The 22,553-nt window shown below is 68.4% G+C and carries 24 protein-coding genes; 16 read left to right on the forward strand and 8 right to left on the reverse strand.

Annotated features, from left to right (window positions below):
- Window positions 1-57 precede the first annotated feature (57 nt).
- The 3 genes from N5I32_RS03180 to N5I32_RS03190 all read left to right on the forward strand — a co-directional run bounded on the left by N5I32_RS03180 (window position 58) and on the right by N5I32_RS03190 (window position 2,209).
- Window positions 58-1,224, forward strand: a complete 1,167-nt coding sequence (locus N5I32_RS03180; RefSeq protein WP_261493941.1) for a M20 aminoacylase family protein — start codon at window positions 58-60, stop codon at window positions 1,222-1,224.
- A gap of 70 nt (window positions 1,225-1,294) precedes the next feature.
- On the forward strand, window positions 1,295-1,708 hold the full coding sequence (locus N5I32_RS03185) for a hypothetical protein (RefSeq protein WP_261493942.1): 414 nt from the start codon (window positions 1,295-1,297) through the stop codon (window positions 1,706-1,708).
- Window positions 1,709-1,789: 81 nt separating this feature from the next.
- Window positions 1,790-2,209 carry a hypothetical protein gene (locus N5I32_RS03190; protein WP_261493943.1) on the forward strand — a complete coding sequence of 140 codons (420 nt, stop codon included), beginning with the start codon at window positions 1,790-1,792 and terminating at the stop codon, window positions 2,207-2,209.
- A gap of 1 nt (window position 2,210) precedes the next feature.
- Here N5I32_RS03190 and N5I32_RS03195 read toward each other — a convergent pair whose 3' ends face one another.
- Both N5I32_RS03195 and N5I32_RS03200 read right to left on the reverse strand, forming a co-directional pair.
- The gene (locus N5I32_RS03195; RefSeq protein WP_261493944.1) at window positions 2,211-2,630 is read right to left on the reverse strand and encodes a DUF1810 domain-containing protein; all 420 of its coding nucleotides are present in this window, start codon (window positions 2,628-2,630) and stop codon (window positions 2,211-2,213) included.
- A 72-nt stretch (window positions 2,631-2,702) separates the two neighbouring features.
- Complete coding sequence (locus tag N5I32_RS03200) at window positions 2,703-3,710, reverse strand: GlxA family transcriptional regulator (RefSeq protein WP_261493945.1); 1,008 nt, start codon at window positions 3,708-3,710, stop codon at window positions 2,703-2,705.
- Between the two features lie 113 nt (window positions 3,711-3,823).
- On the opposite strand from N5I32_RS03200, the gene N5I32_RS03205 reads away from it, so the two are divergent.
- Window positions 3,824-4,822, forward strand: coding sequence for a GlxA family transcriptional regulator (locus tag N5I32_RS03205; RefSeq protein ID WP_439648173.1), 999 nt, complete (start codon window positions 3,824-3,826; stop codon window positions 4,820-4,822).
- A gap of 30 nt (window positions 4,823-4,852) precedes the next feature.
- Here the strand turns inward: N5I32_RS03205 and moaA are convergent, their stop codons facing one another.
- Genes moaA through glmU form a run of 4 tightly spaced genes read right to left on the reverse strand, consistent with a single transcriptional unit; the run spans window position 4,853 to window position 9,751 of the window.
- Entirely contained in the window at window positions 4,853-5,854 is a 1,002-nt protein-coding gene (moaA, locus tag N5I32_RS03210) for a GTP 3',8-cyclase MoaA (protein ID WP_261493947.1), read from the reverse strand.
- A gap of 59 nt (window positions 5,855-5,913) precedes the next feature.
- On the reverse strand, window positions 5,914-6,591 hold the full coding sequence (locus N5I32_RS03215; RefSeq protein WP_261493948.1) for a DNA alkylation repair protein: 678 nt from the start codon (window positions 6,589-6,591) through the stop codon (window positions 5,914-5,916).
- Complete coding sequence (gene glmS, locus N5I32_RS03220) at window positions 6,588-8,402, reverse strand: glutamine--fructose-6-phosphate transaminase (isomerizing) (RefSeq protein ID WP_261493949.1); 1,815 nt, start codon at window positions 8,400-8,402, stop codon at window positions 6,588-6,590. The genes N5I32_RS03215 and glmS overlap by 4 nt, the downstream gene beginning before the upstream one ends.
- Window positions 8,402-9,751 (reverse strand): bifunctional UDP-N-acetylglucosamine diphosphorylase/glucosamine-1-phosphate N-acetyltransferase GlmU, encoded by a 1,350-nt coding sequence (gene glmU / locus N5I32_RS03225; protein WP_261493950.1) that lies wholly within the window; start codon window positions 9,749-9,751, stop codon window positions 8,402-8,404. The genes glmS and glmU overlap by 1 nt, the downstream gene beginning before the upstream one ends.
- Before the next feature lie 113 nt (window positions 9,752-9,864).
- Here glmU and N5I32_RS03230 point away from each other — a divergent pair, with 113 nt between their 5' ends.
- Complete coding sequence (locus N5I32_RS03230; protein ID WP_261493951.1) at window positions 9,865-10,527, forward strand: HAD-IA family hydrolase; 663 nt, start codon at window positions 9,865-9,867, stop codon at window positions 10,525-10,527.
- Between the two features lie 115 nt (window positions 10,528-10,642).
- Entirely contained in the window at window positions 10,643-11,806 is a 1,164-nt protein-coding gene (locus N5I32_RS03235; protein ID WP_261493952.1) for an isovaleryl-CoA dehydrogenase, read from the forward strand.
- A gap of 191 nt (window positions 11,807-11,997) precedes the next feature.
- Here N5I32_RS03235 and N5I32_RS03240 read toward each other — a convergent pair whose 3' ends face one another.
- Window positions 11,998-12,591 (reverse strand): OmpW/AlkL family protein, encoded by a 594-nt coding sequence (locus tag N5I32_RS03240; protein ID WP_261493953.1) that lies wholly within the window; start codon window positions 12,589-12,591, stop codon window positions 11,998-12,000.
- Window positions 12,592-12,751: 160 nt separating this feature from the next.
- Between N5I32_RS03240 and N5I32_RS03245 the strand changes: the two genes are divergently transcribed.
- The 5 genes from N5I32_RS03245 to N5I32_RS03265 all read left to right on the forward strand — a co-directional run bounded on the left by N5I32_RS03245 (window position 12,752) and on the right by N5I32_RS03265 (window position 18,694).
- On the forward strand, window positions 12,752-14,356 hold the full coding sequence (locus N5I32_RS03245; protein ID WP_261493954.1) for a carboxyl transferase domain-containing protein: 1,605 nt from the start codon (window positions 12,752-12,754) through the stop codon (window positions 14,354-14,356).
- 97 nt (window positions 14,357-14,453) lie between these two features.
- On the forward strand, window positions 14,454-16,379 hold the full coding sequence (locus tag N5I32_RS03250) for an acetyl/propionyl/methylcrotonyl-CoA carboxylase subunit alpha (RefSeq protein WP_261493955.1): 1,926 nt from the start codon (window positions 14,454-14,456) through the stop codon (window positions 16,377-16,379).
- Entirely contained in the window at window positions 16,376-17,050 is a 675-nt protein-coding gene (locus tag N5I32_RS03255) for a glutathione S-transferase family protein (RefSeq protein ID WP_261493956.1), read from the forward strand. Before N5I32_RS03250 ends, N5I32_RS03255 begins: the two co-directional genes overlap by 4 nt.
- Window positions 17,043-17,915: a hydroxymethylglutaryl-CoA lyase gene (locus N5I32_RS03260; protein WP_261493957.1), complete on the forward strand. Its 873-nt coding sequence runs from the start codon at window positions 17,043-17,045 to the stop codon at window positions 17,913-17,915. The genes N5I32_RS03255 and N5I32_RS03260 overlap by 8 nt, the downstream gene beginning before the upstream one ends.
- Window positions 17,912-18,694, forward strand: coding sequence for a crotonase/enoyl-CoA hydratase family protein (locus N5I32_RS03265; protein ID WP_261493958.1), 783 nt, complete (start codon window positions 17,912-17,914; stop codon window positions 18,692-18,694). Before N5I32_RS03260 ends, N5I32_RS03265 begins: the two co-directional genes overlap by 4 nt.
- 5 nt (window positions 18,695-18,699) lie before the next feature.
- Here N5I32_RS03265 and N5I32_RS03270 read toward each other — a convergent pair whose 3' ends face one another.
- On the reverse strand, window positions 18,700-19,479 hold the full coding sequence (locus N5I32_RS03270; RefSeq protein ID WP_261493959.1) for a hypothetical protein: 780 nt from the start codon (window positions 19,477-19,479) through the stop codon (window positions 18,700-18,702).
- Window positions 19,480-19,663: 184 nt separating this feature from the next.
- On the opposite strand from N5I32_RS03270, the gene N5I32_RS03275 reads away from it, so the two are divergent.
- The 5 genes from N5I32_RS03275 to N5I32_RS03295 are packed head-to-tail and all read left to right on the forward strand — an operon-like array spanning window position 19,664 to window position 22,553.
- A complete protein-coding gene (locus N5I32_RS03275) occupies window positions 19,664-20,029 on the forward strand; it encodes an NADH-quinone oxidoreductase subunit A (RefSeq protein WP_261493960.1) in 366 nt (121 codons plus the stop codon).
- Window positions 20,029-20,568, forward strand: coding sequence for a NuoB/complex I 20 kDa subunit family protein (locus tag N5I32_RS03280; RefSeq protein ID WP_261495914.1), 540 nt, complete (start codon window positions 20,029-20,031; stop codon window positions 20,566-20,568). The genes N5I32_RS03275 and N5I32_RS03280 overlap by 1 nt, the downstream gene beginning before the upstream one ends.
- 10 nt (window positions 20,569-20,578) lie before the next feature.
- A complete protein-coding gene (locus tag N5I32_RS03285) occupies window positions 20,579-21,181 on the forward strand; it encodes an NADH-quinone oxidoreductase subunit C (RefSeq protein ID WP_261493961.1) in 603 nt (200 codons plus the stop codon).
- Window positions 21,181-22,395 (forward strand): NADH-quinone oxidoreductase subunit D, encoded by a 1,215-nt coding sequence (locus N5I32_RS03290; protein ID WP_261493962.1) that lies wholly within the window; start codon window positions 21,181-21,183, stop codon window positions 22,393-22,395. The genes N5I32_RS03285 and N5I32_RS03290 overlap by 1 nt, the downstream gene beginning before the upstream one ends.
- A complete protein-coding gene (locus N5I32_RS03295) occupies window positions 22,395-22,553 on the forward strand; it encodes a hypothetical protein (protein ID WP_261493963.1) in 159 nt (52 codons plus the stop codon). Before N5I32_RS03290 ends, N5I32_RS03295 begins: the two co-directional genes overlap by 1 nt.

Genomic DNA, 22,553 nt, shown 5'->3' on the forward strand with positions numbered 1-22,553 from the left:
TTGCGGGCGGGCGGCAAAGGCGCCACCTTCCGGTCAACCCCGCGAAAGGAGCACGCCATGCCCGTCAAGAACCGCTTCGCCGAGCTTCTGCCCGAGATCACCGCCTGGCGGCGTGACTTCCACGAACACCCCGAGCTTCTCTTCGACGTGCACCGCACCGCCGGCAAGGTCGCCGCGCTCCTGCGCGACTTCGGCTGCGACGAGGTGGTGGAGGGCATCGGCCGGACCGGCGTCGTCGGCGTGATCCGGGGCAAGACCGACAGCCGCGGCCGGGTGATCGGCCTCAGGGCCGACATGGACGCGCTGCCGATCCGCGAGGCGACCGGGGTGCCCTACGCCTCGAAGACGCCGGGCAAGATGCATGCTTGCGGCCACGACGGGCACACCGCGATGCTGCTCGGTGCCGCGAAATACCTGGCCGAGACGCGCAATTTTGACGGCACCGCGGTGGTCATCTTCCAGCCCGCGGAAGAGGGCGGCGGCGGCGGGCGCGAGATGGTGAGGGACGGCATGTTGGAACGATTCGGCGTGCAGGAGGTCTACGGCATGCACAACATGCCCGGCATCCCGGTGGGCGAGTTCGCGATCCGCCCCGGCGCGATGATGGCAGCGGCCGACCAGTTCGACATCCTGGTGACCGGCAAGGGCGGGCACGCGGCCAAGCCGCACGACTGCATCGACACCACCGTGGTGTCCGCCCATATCATCCTGGCGCTGCAGACGATCGCCTCGCGCGTGGTCGATCCGCTGAAGCAGGTCGTCGTCTCGGTCTGCACGGTCAGGACCGAAAGCGAGGCGCACAACGTCATTTCCCAAACCGTCCTGATGCGCGGCACCGTCCGCACCATGGACCCCAAGGTGCAGGACCTGGTCGAGGCGCGCGTCAAGGCGATTGCCGAGGGCACCGCGCTGGCCCATGGCGCCACTGCCGAGGTGAACTACATGCGCGGCTATCCGGTGACGATGAACACGCCCGAGAACACCGATTACGCGGCCGAAGTCGCGCGCGCGGTGTCGGGCAGGGTCGATACCGATACCGCGCCGCTGATGGGGGCGGAGGATTTCAGCTACATGCTGAACGAACGCCCCGGCGCCTACATCTTCCTTGGCAACGGCGACACCGCGATGGTCCATCACCCGGCCTACAATTTCGACGACAACGCCATCCCCTTCGGATCCAGCTGGTATGCCGGGATGGTGGAAACCCGGATGCCCGCCGCCTGACCTGAAATTGCCGCATTGCCGTGCAGGATGGGGATCAGCCGTCCGGGCCATCCTGCCTGCGGGAGTTGACATGCGCCTTGCCTTCGCGTTGCTGATCGCCCTTCTCGCCGCGCAGATGGCGCGGGCGGAAGATTTCAGCATCAAGGTCACCAACCAGTTCGTCGCCGACGAGCTGCGCTGGAAGACGCAGGGCAAGGCCTACAAGTTCCTCTGGGGTCTGACCTATGTCGAGGGGCGCATCGCGATCTGCGGCGTGGGGCAGTTCGTGGCGCCGAACCTGCGCGAGAAGACGCTGCAGCAGATGCGGCGGGGCAAGGTCATGCTCGACGGCAAGGCGATCCTGAAGGACATCACCTTCTTCGCGACCATCCCCGAAGGCAAGCCGCTGACCAAGGCGCGCGCCAACTGCCGGCTGACGAAGACGGCCAAGCCGAAGGGCGATTTCCTCGTCTATCTCGACGTGCAGGGACAAAGCCGCTTCTGACGCCTGGGGCACCCAAGCCGGCTTGACGGGCGCGGGGCTATCGGTCACCTCTGTGGTGTATTTGCAGCCCGGAGCATTTCCATGACGAAGGCATTCCTCCTCTCGCTGGCCCTTCTTGTGCCGGTCGCGACACCGGCCCTTGCGGCCGATTTCACCATTACCGTCGACGGGGATTTCAGCAGCAGCGACCTCACCTGGGCGGGGCAGGGAAAGTCGTACGAGTTTTTCTGGACGCCGGCGCTGATCGACGGCCGGATCGCGATCTGCGGCGCGGGCCGCTTCGTCACGCCCCATGGCCGCAGCCAGTCGCAGAAGATCCTGAGGTCGGCGAGGGTGCGCCACAACGGCAAGGTGATCCTTTCCGACGTGACCTTCTTCACCATCGTCGGGGGCGCGGATGACCTTGAGTCGGCCAAGGCCACCTGCCGCCTGACCGATGCAACCCCCGACCGGACCACGAACGAGTTCTTCCTCGAATGGAACGGCGTGGGCCGGTTCTGAGCTAGCGAAGCGCGGCGTCGGTCAGCGGGCAGGGGCGCCCGCCGTAGAACCGCGCCAGCACGTCACGCATCAGAAGCCCCGTCCTGCCCTTGCCCGCGCGCGAGAAGAGCGTGGCCGACGACCGCAGCTTCAGCGCATCGACCGGGCCGAGGATTTCCTCCGCCGTCAGCCCGGCATGCGACAGGAGCGCGGTCGCCGCCTGTTCCAGCCGCCCCGCCAGCAGCGGGTCGCCAAGATAGGCGCGCGCCTCCTCCATGTCCGCGATGCCGTAGAAGCGGGCGGTCTCCGACCGGCCAAGGCCGCGCAACTGGGGAAAGACGAACCACATCCAGTGGCCGGTCTTGCGGCCGTCGCGCAGTTCGGCCAGGACCTGCGGCCAGACCCTGTCCTGCGCCTCCCGAAAGCGGTTGAGGTCGTCCATGGTCCCCCCTTTGCCCCCGGCCCATCCTACGACGGCCGGGGCCGGCTTTCCACCGCCGCGACGGGGCGGCGATCAGGCCACCGCGCGCATGCGCCGCGGCGCGTGGCCATAGGTCGCCCGGTAGACCTTGGCGAAATGCGACAGCGACCGGTAGCCGCAGGCCACCGCCACCTCGGTTACCGACAGTTCGGTCTGCATCAGCAGGCTGCGGGCGCGTTCAAGCCGCAGGTGGGCGTAGAATCCCATCGGCGTGCTGTTCAGATAGCGGGCGAACAGACGTTCGGTCTGGCGCGGCGACATGCCGGCGATGTCGGCGATCTCCTGCGCCGAAAGCGGCGTTTCGAGGTTCTCCTCCATCGCCGCGAGGACGCGCACGAGGCGGGCGTTGCGCACGCCGTAGCGCGACTGCGCCGACACCGTCTGGCGCGACTGCGGCCCGCGCACGTTGGCCCAGACCATCGCGTCGGCGATGCGGGTGGCAAGGTCGGACCCCTGCCGTTCGGCGATCAGGTGGAGCATGAGGTCGGTCGCCGCCGCGCCCCCCGGCGCAGTCGGACGGCGCCCGGCGACGAAGGCCGCGCGGCTGACCTCGATGCGCGGAAACTCCTCGGCCAGCCCCTCGGCCAGGTCCCAGTGCGCGGCGACGGTCTCATCGTCGAGAAGACCCGCGCGCGCCAGCGTCTGGATGCCGGTGCCGATCGCGCCGATGCGCACGCCGTGCGCCGCCTCGCGCCGAAGCGCGGCCATCAGGTGGGCGCGCGCGGCCTCGTCCTCGCCGGGCGCGCCGATGACGAACAGCGATTCGCCCCGTGCCAGGCCCGAGAACCGTGCATCGGCCAGAACCGCGAGGCCCCCCGCCGCCACCACCGGCGTGCCGGTCATCGACACGACCCGCCAGCCGTAAAGAGGCCGGCCCGACAGCACATTGGCCTGGCGCAGGGGTTCGGTCGCACCGGCAAGGGCCAGCGCGTCGAACCCGTCGAGCAGCAGGAAGACGAAGGTTTCCGTGGCGCCCTGCGGTTCGGGCCGGATGGCAGGGGCCACCTTCGCAGCGGCGCGCGGTTGAGACTGAAGCAGCATCCCGATCCCCCCAGAAGATGCGCGCGGTGCCGGTTCGGCAGGTCGCTCCTGAACCGTTTTATGTCGAATCTGCGTCGCTCAAACAGTATGTTTGCGTCAATATGCCGTTACACATGCGTCATGAGCCAAAAACCTCCCCTGCCGTAGTGCCGGCGCGTTTGCGTATCGGTATACTTCTTGCGCGCCGGTTCACGCTGGCCGCGATGGCGAATTTCGTCGACGTCCTGCGCCTTTCGGCGGACGAGGGCGACCGGTCCCGCCCGATCCGCTGTTCCTGGCGCGTGGTCGCGCCGCGGCCGGGCCCGGTCGAATCGAGTTGCGGGCTTTTCGTTGAGGCGGAAGAGGCCCTGGGCGACCCGGAGAGGTTCGACTACATCGCCGTCGTCGGCGGCCTGATCGGCGAACGCCAGTGGCTCGCGCCCGAGGCGGAGGACTGGCTGCGCCGGGCGGCGGGGGCGGGCGTGCCGCTGATCGGGCTTTGCACCGGCACCTTCATCCTGGCGCGTGCGGGGCTGATGCAGGGCTACCGTTGCTGCGTCAGCTGGTTTCACCGCGACGACTTCCTTGAGGAGTTCGAGGCGATGCAGCCGATCTCGGACCAGATCTTCATCGTCGACCGCGACCGGCTGACCTGTTCGGGCGGCGCCTCGACCGCGCATCTGGCGGCCTATCTCGTTGACCGGCACATCGGCCGCGCCGCCGCCCGCAAGAGCCTGTCGATCATGATCGTGGACGAGGCGATGGCGGCCGAGCAGCCGCAGCCGGGCCTGCCTTCCGACCTGTCCGCCAACGATCCGCTGGTCCGGCGCGCGCTTCTGTGGATGCAGCAGTTCCCCGAAACCCCGCCGACGGTCGCGCAGATCGCGCGGCAACTGGGGGTCAGCCGCCGCAAGCTGGAACGCCACTTCACCGACGACCTCGGCCTGACCCCGTCCGAGGCGGGGCGGCGGATGCGGCTGTCGCAGGTGCGCGCGCTCTTGGCGCGGGGCGACAAGTCGGTGACGCAGATTGCGCTGGAGACGGGTTTCACCGATGCCTCGCACCTGATCCGCACCTTCCGCGCGGTCGAAGGCGTGACGCCGGAGGCCTGGCGGCGGGCGCAGCGCGGCTGACACCGCGCCCCCCCCCCCGCGGCGTGCCGTTCAGCCGCCCGTATGGCTCATGTGCCGCGACACCTGCCCGCGCACGGTTTGGCGGGAATAGTCGAAATCGTGGCCCTTGGGCTTGCGCGCGATGGCCGCGCGGATCGCCTGTTCCAGCGCCTCGTCCCCGGGCGAGGCGCGCAGGGGTGCCCTCAGGTCGGCCATATCCTCCTGTCCGAGGCACATGTAAAGCTCGCCCGTGCAGGTCACCCGCACGCGGTTGCAGCTTTCGCAGAAATTGTGGGTCAGCGGCGTGATGAAGCCCACCTTTTGCCCGGTCTCCTCGATCCGGACATAGCGGGCCGGGCCGCCCGAGCGTTCGGCCAGGTCGGTCAGGGTGAAGCGTTCGGCCAGGCGTGCGCGCAGGTCCTTCAGCGGCCAGTACTGGTCCAGCCGCAATTCCTCTCCCATCTCGCCCATCGGCATGACCTCGATGAAGGTCAGGTCGTGGTCCTCCTTCGCGCACCAGTCGAGAAGGGGGAAAAGCTCATCCTCGTTGAAGCCCTTCAGCGCCACCGTGTTGATCTTCACGCGCAGGCCGGCGGCCCTGGCGGCCTCGATCCCCTCCAGCACCTGCGGCAGGCGGCCCCAGCGGGTGATCTCGGCGAATTTCGCCGGGTCGAGCGTGTCGAGCGAGACGTTGACGCGGCGAATGCCGCAGGCCGCAAGGTCGCCCGCGAACTTCGCCAACTGGGAGCCGTTGGTGGTCAGCGTCAGCTCCTTCAGCGCGCCGCTGTCCAGATGGCGCGAGATGGAGCGGAAAAAGGTCAGGATGTCGCGCCTGACCAGCGGTTCGCCCCCGGTGATCCGGAGCTTCTGCACGCCGAGGCGGATGAAGGACGAACAGAGCCGGTCCAGCTCCTCCAGCGTCAGCAGGTCCTTCTTCGGCAGGAACTGCATGTGTTCGGCCATGCAGTAGGTGCAGCGGAAGTCGCAGCGGTCCGTGACCGAGACACGCAGGTAGGAAATCGGGCGGGCGAAGGGGTCGATGAGCGGGGTCATGGCGCAAATCTAGTCGCTTGCGCGCGCCCCCACAAGGCGACCTTCGGACGGGGTCACCCTCAGCCCAGATATTTTCCGGCTTCCTTCCGGGCGAAGGGCTTCAGCCGGGCGCCGTGCGCGTCAAGAAAGGCGCGGGCGCGCGGGGCGTCGTGCTTCGAGAGGTCGCGCAGCCACCAGGCGATTGCCTTCTGGATGAACCATTCGGGGTCGTCGGCATAACCGGCGGCCCAACCCAGCACCCGGTCGCGGATCGCCAGATCCTGCGCCGTCGGGTGGTTCTGCTTGGTCCAGGGCAGGGTGATGACCAGCGCCGCCCGCCGCGCCCAGAGGCTTTCGGACCGGGTCCAGCCCTCCACCTCGTCGATCCGCGCGGGGTCTGCGACCAGCCGCCGCCCGCCCGCGTCGCAGGCGTGGTCGGCAATCGCCCAGCCGTCGAAATCGGGCACCCAGGACGCGATCAGCCGCCAGACCGCGTCATCCCCCCTGATGCGCGCCTGCGTCAGGAGCTTCGCCGCCGCGATCCGCGCCTCGAAGATGTCGCTGCGCCAGAGCGCATCGGCCAGAGCTACCCGTTCGGGCACGGAAAGCGCCTGCCGCCAAGCCTGCGTCAGGTCGTTCAGGAACGGGTTCGGGACACCCAGGACCGGACGCGCCTGCTTGTGATAGGCGGCCATCGCTTCGGCGCGGCCGGGTTCGATGCCGGCACGAAGTGCCGCCAGCGCCTCCTCCGGCGTCATTCCACCGTCACCGATTTGGCGAGGTTGCGCGGCTGGTCCACGTCGGTGCCCTTGGCGACGGCGGCGTGGTAGGCCAGAAGCTGCGCCGGCAGGGCGTAGACGATGGGCGCGAGCGCGGGCGGGACCGTGGGCAGCGTGACGCATTTCCACGTCCCCTCCTGCGCGGTGGCAGCCCCCCTGGCGTCGGTGATCAGCACCACCTTGCCGTGCCGCGCCATCACCTCCTGCATGTTCGACACGGTCTTGTCGAAAAGCCCGTCATGGGGCGCGAAGACGATCACCGGAACCGACTTGTCGATCAGCGCGATGGGGCCGTGCTTGAGTTCGCCGGACGCATAGCCTTCGGCGTGGATGTAGCTGATTTCCTTCAGTTTCAGCGCCCCCTCCAGGGCCAGCGGGAACATCGTGCCGCGGCCGAGGAAAAGGATGTCCTGCGCTTCGGACACGGTCGCCGCTATGGCGGCGATGTCGCCTTCCCGCGCCAGTGTCTGGTTCATCAGCCCCGGCAGGGTCGAGAGGTCGGCGAGACGCTCGGCGATCTCGTCCGCAGAAAGCCGCCCGCGGTCCGCCGCGGCCTTGAGCGCCAGCAGGTACAAGACCAGCAACTGGCAGGTGAAGGCCTTGGTCGAGGCCACGCCCACCTCCACGCCCGCGTGGATGGGCAGCGCCACGTCGGCCTCGCGCGCGATCGAGGAGGTGGTGACATTGACCACCGCGACGGTCTTCGCGACCTTCTCGCGCGCGAAGCGCAGCGCGGCCAGCGTGTCGGCCGTCTCGCCCGACTGGCTGACGAAAAGGGCGAAGGACCGCGCCGGCAGCGGCGGCTCGCGATAGCGGAACTCCGAGGCGATATCGACCTCGCAGGGCAGGGCGGCCAGCGTCTCGAACCAGTATTTCGCGGTCTGGCAGGCATAGTTCGCGGTGCCGCAGGCCACCAGCGTCAGCCGGTCGAGGCCGGCGAAGTCGAGCGCGTGGGGCAGCAGGATCTGCCCGCCGCGGACATAGTGCTTGATCGCGTCGGCCAGCACGACCGGCTGTTCGGCGATCTCCTTGGCCATGAAGTGCTTGAAGCCCGCCTTGTCGATCCGGGTCTGGTCCAGCTGGATCTTCAGCGTCTCGCGGTTGGCGCGGCGCCCGGCGGCGTCGAAGATCTCCACCCCCGCACGGGTGACGAAGGCGTGGTCGCCCTCTTCCAGATAGGTGATGCGGTCGGTCATGGGGGCGAGCGCGATGGCGTCGGAGCCCACGAACATCTCGCCCTCGCCGTGCCCGATGGCAAGCGGAGAGCCCTTGCGGGCGGCGATCATCAGGTCGTCTTCGCCCTCGAAGAGGAACAGCAGCGCGAAGGCACCTTCAAGCCGCCCCAACGTCTCGCGCGCGGCCTCGCGCGGGGGCAGGCCGCGGTCCATGTACATCCGCACCATCAGCGCGACCGTCTCGGTGTCGGTCTCGGTCTCGCACGACAGGCCCGCCTCGGCGAGTTCGGCGCGAAGTTCGCGGAAGTTCTCGATGATGCCGTTGTGGACGACCGCGACCGGGCCGGAGCGGTGCGGGTGCGCGTTCGTCACCGTGGCGGCACCATGGGTCGCCCAGCGGGTGTGGCCGATGCCCGCCTTGCCGGCGAGCGGTTCGTGCACCAGAAGGTCGGAGAGGTTGGCCAGCTTGCCCACCGCGCGGCGGCGGTCGAGCCGGCCGTGGTTCACCGTGGCGATACCGGCGGAATCATAGCCGCGGTATTCCAGCCGCTTCAGCGCCTCGACCAGCAGGGGGGCAACCTCATGATTGCCCAGCACACCGACAATTCCACACATTATTCGCTACCCTTGTCCCTGCGGGCCTTCATTTGTTTCAACTTTTCGAACAATCTGACCGCCAGACCCGGCTTTGTCACCTGTCTGGCGCGGCCGATCGCCAGCGCGCCATCCGGCACATCCTCGGTGATCACCGAACCGGAGCCGGTAAGCGCCCGCGCGCCGACCCGGACCGGGGCCACCAGCATCGTGTCCGATCCGATGAAGGCATGCGCCCCGATCTCGGTCCGGTGCTTCATCACCCCGTCGTAGTTGCAGGTCACGGTGCCGGCGCCGATGTTGGTGTGCTCGCCCACATGGGCGTCGCCCAGATAGGTCAGGTGGCCGACCTTCACCCCTTCGTCGAGGATCGCGTTCTTGATCTCGACGAAGTTGCCCACGTGCACCTCCTCGGCCAGTTCGGCGCCGGGGCGCAGCCGGGCGAAGGGGCCGACGCGGGCCCCGCGCGAGATGTGGCAGCCTTCGAGATGGCAGAAGGGCAGGATCTCCGCCCCCGATTCCACCGTGACGCCGGGGCCGAAGACGACATGCGCGCCGATCGTCGCATCGCGCCCCACCACGGTGTCGAGCGCGAAGAAGACGGTTTCGGGCGCTGTCATGGTGACGCCGGTTTCCAGCGCCTCGGCCCGCGCGCGGGTCTGGAAGGCGGCCTCCGCGCGGGCCAGTTCGGCGCGGGTGTTCACGCCCATGGTCTCGCCCTCGTCGCAGGTGACGACGCGGGCCTCAAGTCCCCGGACGCGGGCCGCCGCGACGATGTCGGTCAGGTAGTATTCCCCCGCCGCGTTGTCGTTCGTCAGCCCGCCGACCAGTTCGGCCAGAAGCCGTGCCTCGACCGCGACGACGCCGCTGTTGCAAAGCGTGATGGCCCGTTCCGCCTCGGTTGCGTCCTTGTATTCCACGATCCGCTCCAGCGCGCCGCCGTTTGCGATCAGCCGGCCGTAGCGGCCCGGATCGGCGGCCTGGAAGCCCAGCACGGTCACATCCGCCCCGCTGACCAGCATCGCGTCCAGCGTTTCCGGCCGGATGAAGGGGGTGTCGCCGTAAAGGACGATCACCGTACCCTCGAACCCTTCCAGCGCGGGCAGCGCCTGCGCCACCGCGTGCCCGGTGCCCAGCTGCTGGTCCTGCCGGACCGTGGCCACGGTGTCGTCGAAGGCCAGCGCCGCCTTCTCCACCGCCTCGGCCCCGTGGCCCGCGACCACCACCACCCGCTCGGGCGCAAGCGCCGCGCCGGCCGCCATCGCGTGGTGCAGAAGCGGCGCGCCCGCCACCTTGTGCAGGACCTTGGGCAGGTCGGAGTTCATCCGCGTTCCCTGTCCCGCGGCCAGGATGATCAGCGCTGTCGCCATGCTCTTGCTCTTTTCTTTCGCTCACGCCCGTTTTACCGAAGGGGCCACGGGCCGCAAGGTCGGGGGCCTCACATCTCCTTACCAAGGGTTACAGCCGGACAGGAGGGGGCGCCATGCGCACGGTCATCTTCGATCTCGATGGGACGCTTGCCGATACCTCCGCCGACCTCATCGCCGCGGCGAATGCCTGTTTTCGCGGCATCGGCGCGGGCGATCTGCTTGACCCGGTGGCCGACGCGCTGACCGCGTTCCACGGCGGGCGCGCGATGCTGCGGCTTGGCTTTTCCCGGCTGGGCGCGGTATCGGAGGCCGAGGTGGACCGGCAGTATCCGCTTCTCCTGACCGCCTACGAGGAGGGGATAGACCGCGAGACCCGGCTATATCCCGGCGCGGTCGAGGCGGTGGAATCCCTGCGCGCGGCGGGCTTTGCCACCGGCATCTGCACCAACAAGCCCGAACGTCTGGCCGAAATCCTGATGGCCCGGCTTGGCGTGCGGGGGCTTTTCGACTCTCTCGTCGGCGCCGATACGCTCCCCGTGCGCAAGCCCGACCCCGCGCCCTACCGGCTGTCGGTCGAGCGCGCGGGCGGGGCGCTCGGACGCTCCATGCTGGTGGGGGATACCGACACCGACCGCAAGACCGCCACGGCGGCGGGTGTGCCGGTGGCGCTCGTCACCTTCGGCCCGGCCGGGCGCGGCGTGGCCGATTTCGCGCCCGAGGCGACCTTCGATGCCTTCCACGAACTGCCGTTGCTGGCCGAGAAACTGATCGGCTGATTCTTCCAGCATCGTTTCCAGACCAGGACCCGTGACGCGGGCGCATGACCCCATTGACGCGACTCAGGCTTTGACTCTATGAATTGAACATTCGTTCATTTCCAAGAGGCCGCCGATGTTCACCGCATCCATGAAGTTTCACCTTGGGGACGAGGTCGAGGCGCTGCGCGACATGGTTCATCGCTGGGCGCAGGAGCGGGTGAAGCCGATGGCGGCGGAGATCGACCGGACAAACGCCTTCCCGCCAGCGCTCTGGAAGGAAATGGGCGATCTCGGCCTTCTCGGCATCACCGTGCCGGAAGAATACGGCGGGGCGGGCATGTCCTACCTCGCCCATGTCGTCGCGACCGAGGAGATTGCCCGCGCCTCGGCCTCGGTCAGCCTGTCCTACGGCGCGCATTCGAACCTTTGCGTGAACCAGATCAAGCTGAACGGCACCGACGAACAGAAACGCAGATACCTGCCCGGCCTGATTTCCGGCGACCACGTCGGCGCGCTTGCCATGTCGGAGGCCGGGGCGGGGTCCGACGTGGTGTCGATGAAGCTCAAGGCCGAGAAGCGGAACGGCTATTATGTGCTGAACGGCACCAAGTTCTGGATCACCAACGGCCCGGATGCGGATACCCTGGTGGTCTATGCCAAGACCGACCCCGAGGCCGGATCGAAGGGCATCACCGCCTTCATCGTGGAAAAGACTTTCAAGGGCTTCTCCACCTCGAAACACTTCGACAAGCTCGGCATGCGAGGGTCTAACACCGCCGAACTGGTCTTCGAGAATGTCGAGGTGCCGTTCGAGAACGTGCTGGGGCAGGAGGGCAGGGGCGTCCGCGTCCTGATGTCCGGGCTCGACTACGAACGCGTCGTCCTTTCCGGGATCGGCACCGGCATCATGGCCGCCTGCCTGGACGAGGTGATGCCCTATCTCGCGCAACGCCGCCAGTTCGGCCAGCCGATCGGGTCGTTCCAGCTGATGCAGGGCAAGATCGCGGACATGTACACCAAGATGAACTCCGCCCGCGCCTATGTCTACGAGGTGGCGCGCGCCTGCGACCGGGGCGAAGTCACGCGCCAGGACGCGGCGGCCTGCGTCCTCTACGCCAGCGAGGAGGCGATGACGGTTGCCCACCAGGCGGTGCAGGCGATGGGCGGCATGGGCTTCATGAGCGAAACCCCGGTCTCCCGCATCTTCCGCGACGCCAAGCTGATGGAAATCGGCGCCGGGACGAGCGAAATCCGCCGCATGCTGATCGGGCGGGAATTGATGGGGGCGATGGGGTGAAGGCTATCCTCCGACCCGCCCGGGGGAACCCCGGGCAGCGCCCGACCCGCCCCCCCGGGGCGGGCGCTTCTCGCCCACCCCGCGGGCCGGGCGCCGCCCTCCGTGCGACGCGGCAGGCGGATGTGACGAAAAGAAAAGGGCGCGTCGCCGACCTGACGCGCGCCCTTCTGCTGCCGATCCGTCCGGACCGATCAGAACTTGATCACATAGGCGAGGTTGACCACGATCGGGTCGATGTCGACGGTGCCGATCGGCGTGCCGTCCAGCGACACGTCGCTTTCGATGTCCATCCAGCGCACCTCGGTCCGGAACGCGCCCTTCTCGGAGATGGCGACGTCGAACCCGGCCTTCAGCGCCAGCCCGAAGGAATCGTCAAGCTCCACGTTGCCCAGCGCCGATTCCTCGCTGAAGAAGGTGGTGTAGTTGAGGCCCGCGCCGACGAAGGGCGTGATCTTGCCCGCGGTCGGGATGTGGTAGACGAGCGAGAGGGTGGGCGGCAGGTGCTTGGTCGTCGCCGTGCCGACGCCCGCAATCGTCGCGGTATGCTCGAAGGGCGTTGCCGCCAGAAGCTCGATGCCGATGTTGTCCCAGGGGAAGTATTCGGCGGTGATCGTCGCGCTGATGTCCTCGTCCACCGAGGTCGCGGCGCCGGCCAGAAGGCCGTTGTCATCCTTGGGCGACACCCAGCCGATGCCAAGGCCGATGGTCCAGTCGCCGGCCGATTGGGCGCAGGCGGGTGCGGCCGCGGCAAGGGCGACGAGGGCGGTAATCAAAGTCCGTTTCATGATCAATCTCTCCGTTCTTTCGCGCCGGACCTCGGTAGCAGCGCTGCGCTGCAGCACATTGATGTGAATCAAACGATCCGACCCATTGCGCGCCGCCCGCGCGGATGTTGCGGCACTGCAACAGCCGCGGCACCGGCCGCCGAACCCGCGAGGCGATGACATGCGGCTGACCTCCTCCGTCCTGACCAACTCGGACGCCTTCCGCGCCAACCGCGCGGCACATGAGGCGATGCTGGCCACCGTCGCCGGGGCCGCGGCCGCCGCCGCCGCCGGGGGCGGGGCGAAGGCGCTCTCCCGCCATGTGGCGCGCGGCAAGATGCCGCCCCGCGAACGGGTGGCGAACCTTCTCGACGCCGGATCCCCCTTCCTCGAGATCGGCGCCACCGCCGCCCACGGGCTTTACGGCGGCGACGCCCCCGCGGCAGGCGTCATCGCCGGCATCGGGCGCGTCCACGGGCAGGAGGTCATGGTGGTCGCCAACGACGCCACCGTGAAGGGCGGCACCTATTACCCGATGACGGTGAAAAAGCACCTGCGCGCGCAGGAGATCGCCGAAGAGAACCACCTGCCCTGCGTCTACCTCGTCGATTCGGGCGGCGCCAACCTGCCCAACCAGGACGAGGTCTTCCCCGACCGCGACCATTTCGGCCGCATCTTCTACAACCAGGCCCGGATGAGCGCGGCGGGCATCCCCCAGATCGCCGTCGTCATGGGCTCCTGCACCGCGGGTGGCGCCTATGTGCCCGCGATGTCCGACGTCTCGATCATCGTCCGCGACCAGGGCACGATCTTCCTCGCCGGCCCGCCCCTCGTGAAGGCCGCGACCGGAGAGGTCGTCAGCGCCGAGGATCTGGGCGGCGGCGACGTTCACACGCGCCTGTCGGGCGTTGCCGACTACCTGGCCGAGGATGATGCCCACGCGCTCGCGCTCGCCCGCCGCGCCATCGCCAGCCTCAACCGCCGCAAGCCCGCGAGCGTCGCGTGGCAAAGCCCGGAAGACCCCGCCTATGACCCCGACGAGATCCTCGGCGTGGTCCCCGCCGACCTGCGCACCCCCTACGACATCCGCGAGGTCATCGCCCGCATCGTCGACGGCTCCCGCTTCGACGAATTCAAGCCGCGCTTCGGCGAGACGCTGGTGACGGGCTTCGCCCATGTCGCGGGATGCCCGGTCGGCATCGTCGCCAACAACGGCGTCCTCTTCTCCGAAAGCGCGGTCAAGGGCGCGCATTTCGTGGAACTTTGCTCGCAACGCTCGATCCCGCTGGTGTTCCTGCAGAACATCACCGGCTTCATGGTCGGCCGGAAGTACGAGAACGAGGGCATCGCCCGCCACGGCGCGAAGATGGTCACCGCCGTCGCCACCACCGCGGTGCCGAAGATCACCTGCCTTGTCGGCGGCTCCTTCGGCGCGGGCAACTACGGCATGGCGGGGCGCGCCTATGGCCCCCGCTTCCTCTGGACCTGGCCCAACAGCCGCATCAGCGTGATGGGCGGCGAACAGGCGGCGGGCGTCCTCGCCACCGTCCGGCGCGAGGGGATCGAGCGCGCCGGCGGCACCTGGTCGGCCGAGGAGGAGGCGGCGTTCAAGCGCCCCACGATCGAGATGTTCGAGGAACAGTCCCACCCCCTCTACGCCTCCGCCCGCCTCTGGGACGATGGCATCATCGACCCGCGGAAGACACGGGCCGTGCTGGCGCTCTCGCTCTCCGCCGCCCTCAACGCGCCGATCGAGCCCACGCGCTTCGGCGTCTTCCGGATGTGATGGCGATGCCGCGCCTGCCCTTCTTCTTTTCTCCAAATATCCCCGGGGGTCCGGGGGCAGGCAGCCCCCGGCCGCCGGCCACGCGAAAGGTCCGTCGATGTTCCAGAAGATCCTGATCGCCAACCGCGGAGAGATCGCCTGCCGCGTCATCGACACCGCCCGCCGTCTCGGCGTGGCGACGGTCGCGGTCTACTCCGACGCCGACGCCACCGCGCGGCATGTGGCGATGGCGGACGCGGCCGTGCGCATCGGCGGGCCGCGCCCCTCCGACAGCTACCTGAAGGGCGCGGCAATCATCGAGGCGGCGCGCGCCACCGGCGCGCAGGCGATCCACCCCGGCTACGGCTTCCTGTCGGAGAACCCCGATTTCGTTGACGCGGTCGAGGCCGCGGGCCTGACCTTCATCGGCCCCTCGGCGAAGGCGATCCGCGCCATGGGGCTCAAGGACGCGGCCAAGGCGCTGATGGAGAAGGCGGGCGTGCCGGTCGTGCCGGGCTACCACGGCGCCAACCAGGACCCCGAACATCTCGCCGGCGCGGCCGACACGATCGGCTACCCCGTCCTCATCAAGGCGGTCGCCGGCGGCGGCGGCAAGGGGATGCGGCTGGTCGAACGGCCGCAGGACTTCGTCGCCGCACTCGAGAGCGCGCAGGGAGAGGCGCGGACCGCCTTCGGCAACCCCGCCGTCCTGATCGAGAAATACGTCTCGATGCCCCGTCACATCGAGGTGCAGGTCTTCGGCGACGGCACCCGCGCGGTCCATCTCTACGAACGCGACTGCTCGCTCCAGCGGCGCCACCAGAAGGTGATCGAGGAGGCGCCAGCACCCGGCATGACCGAGGAGATGCGCGCCGCCATGGGCCAGGCCGCCGTCCGTGCCGCCGAGGCGATCGGCTACCGCGGCGCGGGCACGGTCGAGTTCATCGTCGACGGCTCGGGCGGGCTTCGCCCCAACCGTTTCTGGTTCATGGAGATGAACACGCGGTTGCAGGTCGAACACCCGGTGACCGAGGCGATCACCGGCATCGACCTTGTCGAATGGCAGTTGCGGGTGGCCAGCGGCGAGGCCCTGACCTCGCGGCAGGAGGACATCCGCCTGTCGGGCCACGCCTTCGAGGCGCGCCTTTACGCCGAGGACGTGCCGGCAGGCTTCCTGCCCGCGACCGGGACGCTCACCCATCTGCGCTTCCCCGAAGGCGCGCGCTCGGATACCGGCGTCCGCCCCGGCGATTCGATCAGCCCCTGGTACGATCCGATGATCGCCAAGATCATCGTCCACGGCCCCACCCGAGCCATCGCGCTGTCGAAACTGCGCGCGGCACTCGAGGGGACCGAGGTCGCGGGATCGGTCACCAACCTGTCCTTCCTCGCCGCGCTCGCCCGCCACGAGGGTTTCGGGCGGGGAGAGGTCGATACCGGCCTGATCGCCCGCGACCTTGGCCCCCTGACCGAGGCCGCCGCCCCCGACCTGGCGGTGCGCGCGCTTGCCGCCCTCGGCGCGGCGGGGCTGGCCGAGGGCGGCGGCGCGATGGCAGGATTCACGCTCTGGGCGCCGCTTCTCAGGACCGTGACGCTCGATGGCCTGACCGCGACGGTCGAGGTCGCCACCCCCGGCCGGGCGCTTGTGCGCATCGACGGGGACGCGGCCGACTCCCAGCTGATTTCCGGTGCCTGGTGGGTGAACGGCCGACCCGCGGGCGCGCGCATCGTGCTGACGCCGGGGCGCGTCAGCATCTTCGGTCCTGGCGCCTTCCACTTCGACCTTGCCGACCCGCTCGACCGCAGGGCCGAGGCGGTGGGCGGCGGGCTGACGCTTTCGCCGATGCCGGGCCTCGTGAAGGCGGTCTTCGTCGCTGCCGGGCAGGCGGTGAAGGCAGGCGACCGGCTGGCGGTGCTGGAGGCGATGAAGATGGAACATACCCTGACCGCCGCCCGCGACGGCACCGTGGCCGAGGTGCTGGCCGAGGCCGGGCAGCAGGTGGAGGCGGGCGTCGCCCTGATCCGGCTGGAGGAGGAGGCATGACCGCGCAGTCTCCGACGCGCCTGCACCACGTCCCCTTCTCGCGCTCGTTCCGCGTGCTCTGGCTCCTGGTCGAGATGGGGGAGGAACCCGAGATCGTCGAATACTCGATCACCGACGGCTCGCTCCGCCATCCGGACTACCTCGGCAAGTCGCCTGCCGGCCGCGTGCCCGCGCTCGATGTCGACGGGATCACGCTTTTCGAGAGCGGCGCGATAACCGAATACCTTTGCGAGACACGGCCCGGTCCCGGCTTCGGGCGCGCCGTCGGGCACCCCGAGCGCGCGGCCTTCCTCGAATGGCTCCACTTCGCCGAGACACAGGCGCACCTGATCGCCAACCTCAACCTGCAATGGGTGTTCCTGCGCGACCCCGCGATGCGCTCGAAGACGCTCCTGAAGCTCGACACCCGGCGGCTGGAACTGACCCTCGGCGCGGTCGAGGCGCGGCTGACGGGACGCGACCACCTGCTGTCGGGGGGCTTTTCCGGCGCCGACACGATGCTGGGCTACAACCTTCTGGCGGCGCCGCATTTCGTGCGGCTGGACGCCTTTCCGGCGATCCGCGCCTATCTCGACCGCGTGACCGCCCGGCCCGGCTACCGGCGCGCCCGCGCGCTCGATGGGCGACAGGCGTTCTACGCGCAGGACTTCTACGAGGTGAGCGATGCCTGACTTCGTGGAAATCGTCGAGATGGGGCCGCGCGACGGGCTTCAGAACGAAAAGCGCCTGATCCCGACGGCCGAAAAGATCGCGCTGGTCGACGCGCTGAACCGCGTCGGCTTCCGCCGGATCGAGGTGGCAAGCTTCGTCTCACCCAAATGGGTGCCGCAGATGGCCGACGGCGCGGCGGTGATGGCAGGCATGACCCGCGCGCCAGGCGTGCGCTACCTGGCGCTGACGCCCAACCTGAAGGGCTACGAGGGCGCGCGCGCCGCCCGCGCCGACGAGGTCGCCATCTTCGCTTCCGCGTCGGAGGGGTTTTCGCGCGCGAACCTCAACTGCACGATCGACGAAAGCCTCGAACGTTTCCGCCCGGTGGCCGAGGCCGCGCGGGCCGACGGGATCGCGCTGCGAGGCTATGTCTCGGTCGTGACCGACTGCCCCTATGACGGGCGGGTGGCGCCTGACGCGGTGGCGCGGGTGGCCGCGGCCCTGCGCGACATGGGTTGCCACGAGGTGAGCCTTGGCGACACCATCGGGCAGGGCCGGCCCGAGACGGTGGATGCGATGCTGGCGGCGGTGCTGGACGAAATGCCCGCGGCCCGCCTCGCCGGGCACTACCACGACACCGCGGGCCGGGCGCTCGCCAACATCGAGGTCTCGCTGGCGCGCGGCCTGCGCGTCTTTGACGCGGCGGTGGGCGGGCTTGGCGGCTGCCCCTATGCGCCGGGTGCGGCCGGGAACGTGGCGACCGAGGCGGTCGATGCGCGGCTTGTCGCGCTTGGCTATCGGACCGGGCTCGATCCCGCGCGTCTGGCCGAGGCGGCGGCGATGGCGCGGGCGATGCGCGCGGGACCGGGGGAGGGGACAGAATGACCGAAACGATCACCATCGAGCATGATGCGCGCGGCGTGGCCCGCCTGACCATGAACCGGCCCGACAAGCACAACGCGCTGTCGGCGCAGATGATCGCCGAACTGACCGAGGCCGCGGAGCAGCTCGGGCGCGACCCGTCGGTGCGGGTGATCGTGCTGGCGGGCGCGGGCGAAAGCTTCTGCGCGGGCGGCGATCTGGGCTGGATGCGCGAGCAGATGGCGGCCGACGGTCCCACGCGCGCACGCGAAGCGACCAAGCTTGCGATGATGCTGCAGGCGATCAACACCTGCCCGAAGCCGGTGATCGGGCGCATCCACGGCAACGCCTTCGGCGGCGGCGTCGGCATGATGGCGGTCTGCGACGTGGCGGTGGGCGCGGCGGGTGCCCGCTTCGGCCTGACCGAGACCCGCCTTGGCCTCATCCCCGCGACGATCGGCCCCTATGTGCTGGCCCGCATGGGCGAGGCGATGGCCCGGCGCGTCTTCATGTCCGCCCGCCTGTTCGGCGCAGAGGAGGCGGTGACGCTCGGCCTGCTGGCCCGCGCCGTCGACCCGGCCGACCTCGACGCGGCAGTGGAGGCCGAGGTCGCCCCCTACCTCGCCTGCGCGCCCGGCGCGGTGGCCGAGGCCAAGGCCCTGGCCCGCCGCCTCGGCCCGCCGATCGACGAGGGCACCATATCCGCCACCATCGCCGCCCTGGTCGCGCGCTGGGAAAGCGACGAGGCGCGCGAGGGGATCGCCGCCTTCTTCGACAAGCGCGCGCCCGGCTGGAAAGGCTAGGTGCCTCAGCGACCCTCGCGCTCGATCTTCCTGAGATTCTGCTGCACGCGCCGCAGATGTTCGTCGATGGACTTGCCGACCCTTTCGTAGTGATCCTGATATCTCTTGAGCAGTTTTTCGACGGTTTTCAGAAGCTCCGGCGAGGCGTCCTTCTTCCTGGAGAGTTCCAGCAGCTCCGTCCGGATCATGATGAAGCTGCTGTCGAGCTGTTTCATGTCCGCGCGTGCACCCTCCCATATCTGCAAGTCGGGTCCGGCGTTCTGGACATAGCGCCTGGACAGCATGTCCCAGACGAGGCGCCTTTCGCTCGCCCCCAGAAGCTGCCACTCGTCGGAGGCAAGAGCGTCCGCACAGTCGAGCATGTTGGCGTATTTCTTTCGGATCGCCTGCCCGTCCCGGGTTGCCCCGGCGTTCGAACCCGTTGCCTCGTAGATCTCGGGCAGGGGGCCTCTCAGGCGCTTGAGGACACTGTGCAGCGTGTCCAGGTGCGATCGCCCGGTATAGGTGCGCGCGTTGCTCTCGACATCATTGATGATCTCCCACATGCGCCGAAGGGAGTCCTCGTTGCGCGCCAGGTTGCGGAACTCGCGCACATCGTTCGGAGCATAGCCGGCATAAAGGACGGCCAGACCCGGTATCGGCAGTATCATCTTGCCGTGTCGCTTCAGCCAGGTCCGGAACGCGCGCCAGTTCGCCTTCTGGAGTGCTTTGGTCTGCGTGTCGTCCTTGGTCGTCATCACATTTTCCTGACCGGAACCGAGCGGAAAAGTGAGGAAGAAGAACATGTGCGGGCGGTTTCCGTCAATCGCGGGGTGTGGGTCGCGCGCCGGGGGGGCCGACGCAAGGTGCTGCTTCGACATGAAATGAGCGAACGCGGTCAGCCTCGGTTGACCCCGCCATGGCGGGAGAGTAAACGGCTCAGAAGCCACATGCCGCAGGCGCATTGCGCCGCGAAGAAGGAGCCGCCCCTTGGACACACTCCTCAGAGAATACCTGCCGATCCTGATCTTTCTGGCCATCGCCATCGGCCTCGGGCTGGTGCTGCTGCTCGCGGCCTTCGTGATCGCGGTGCGCAACCCAGACCCGGAGAAGGTTTCGGCCTACGAATGCGGCTTCAACGCCTTCGACGACGCCCGGATGAAGTTCGACGTACGCTTCTACCTCGTTTCCATCCTCTTCATCATCTTCGACCTCGAGGTGGCGTTCCTGTTTCCCTGGGCGGTGGCCTTCAAGGACATCTCCATGGTCGGGTTCTGGTCGATGATGGTGTTCCTGGCCGTCCTCACGGTCGGCTTTGCCTATGAGTGGAAGAAGGGGGCGCTGGAATGGGCGTGATGACCGACAAGGTGCAGACGGGGGCGAACACCGCCGGCGCCGACCGCGAGGTCGCGACCCAGGCCCTGAACCGCGAGTTGCAGGACAAGGGGTTCCTGCTGACGACGACCGAGGACATCATCAACTGGGCGCGCAACGGCTCGCTTCACTGGATGACCTTCGGCCTGGCCTGCTGCGCGGTCGAGATGATGCACACCTCGATGCCGCGCTACGACCTTGAACGCTTCGGCACCGCGCCCCGCGCCTCGCCCCGCCAGTCCGACCTGATGATCGTCGCCGGCACGCTGACGAACAAGATGGCCCCGGCGCTGCGCAAGGTCTACGACCAGATGCCGGAGCCGCGCTACGTCATCTCCATGGGCTCCTGCGCCAATGGCGGCGGCTACTACCACTACAGCTATTCCGTGGTCCGGGGCTGCGACCGCATCGTGCCGGTCGACATCTACGTTCCGGGCTGCCCGCCGACGGCCGAGGCGCTGCTTTACGGCATCCTGCAACTGCAGCGGAAGATCCGCCGCACCGGCACGCTCGTGCGCTGAGGAGAAGACGATGTCCGCAGCCCTGGAAGAACTTGCCGCCCATATCGAACTGAAGCGCCCGAACGAGGTCGTCGCGACCGAGGTCGCCTTCGGTGAGCTCAACGTCACCGTGACGCTTGCCGGGATCGAGGATTTCGTCGAATTCCTGCGCGCCGACCAGAACTGCCGCTTCTCGACGCTGGTCGACATCACCGCGGTCGACCACCCCGAACGGCCGGCGCGCTTCGACGTCGTCTACCACTTCCTCTCGATGTACCGGAACCAGCGTATCCGCGTGAAGCTGGCCGCGCGCGAGGACGACATGGTGCCCTCGCTCTGCGCCCTGCATCCGGCCGCGAACTGGTTCGAGCGCGAGGTGTTCGACATGTTCGGCATCCTCTTTTCCGGCCACCCGGACCTGCGCCGCATCCTGACCGACTACGGCTTCCGCGGCCATCCGCTGCGCAAGGACTTCCCGACCACGGGCTACACCGAGGTTCGTTACGACGAGGCCGAAAAGCGCGTCGTCTACGAACCGGTGAAGCTGGTGCAGGACTACCGGCAGTTCGATTTCATGAGCCCCTGGGAAGGTGCCCACTACATCCTGCCGGGCGACGAGAAGGGGGCGAAGTGATGGACGGCACTTTCAACGACGCGCTGACCGGCGAACAGAAGATCCGCAATTTCAACATCAACTTCGGGCCCCAGCACCCGGCCGCGCACGGCGTGCTGCGCCTTGTGCTGGAACTGGACGGCGAGATCGTGGAACGCGCCGACCCGCATATCGGGCTTCTGCACCGCGGCACCGAAAAGCTGATGGAAAGCCGCACCTACCTGCAGAACCTGCCCTATTTCGACCGGCTCGACTATGTGGCGCCGATGAACCAGGAACATGCCTGGTGCCTGGCCATCGAGCGCCTGACCGGCACCGTGGTTCCGCGCCGTGCGAGCCTGATCCGCGTGCTTTATTCGGAGATCGGGCGCATCCTCAACCACCTCCTCAACGTCACCACGCAGGCGATGGACGTGGGCGCGCTGACCCCGCCGCTCTGGGGTTTCGAGGAGCGCGAAAAGCTCATGGTGTTCTATGAGCGGGCCTGCGGCGCGCGGCTCCACGCGGCCTATTTCCGGCCCGGGGGCGTGCATCAGGACCTGCCCGACGACCTGATCGACGACATCGAGGAATGGGCCACGGCCTTTCCGAAAGTGCTGGACGACATCGACGGGCTTCTGACCGATAACCGCATCTTCAAGCAGCGTAACGCCGATATCGGCATCGTGCATGAGAAGGACGCGCTCGACTGGGGCTATTCGGGCGTCATGGTGCGCGGATCGGGCATGGCCTGGGACCTGCGCCGCGCGCAGCCCTACGAATGCTACGACGAGTTCGACTTCAAGATTCCGGTCGGCAAGAACGGCGACTGCTTTGACCGCTACCTCTGCCGCATGGCGGAGATGCGGGAATCGACCTCGATCATCCACCAGGCCATCGCCAAGCTGCGCGCGCCCGAGGGCAAGGGCGACGTGCTGGCGCGCGGCAAGATGACGCCGCCGAAGCGGGGCGAGATGAAGCGCTCGATGGAGGCGCTGATCCACCACTTCAAGCTTTACACCGAAGGCTTCCACGTGCCCGAGGGCGAGGTCTATGCCGCGGTCGAGGCGCCGAAGGGCGAATTCGGCGTCTACCTGAAGTCGGACGGCAGCAACAAGCCCTACCGCGCCAAGATCCGCGCGCCGGGCTACCTGCATCTGCAATCGCTCGACTGGATGGCGCGGGGTCACATGCTGGCCGACGTCGCCGCGATCATCGGCACGATGGACGTCGTGTTCGGGGAGATCGACCGCTGATGCCCGACGTGACGATCAACCTCTGGACGCTGGTCCTCGGCGCGGCCTCGGGCCTTGCCGCGGTCCTGGGCGCCCGGACGGGCAATCGTCTGGTCATGGGCGCCGTCATCGGCGCCGCCACCGCCGCTATCCTGACCATCGCCAGGGGATTCATCTAG

Origin of the sequence: Albidovulum sediminis (genome assembly GCF_025380365.1) — a bacterium.
GTDB lineage: Bacteria > Pseudomonadota > Alphaproteobacteria > Rhodobacterales > Rhodobacteraceae > Albidovulum > Albidovulum sediminis.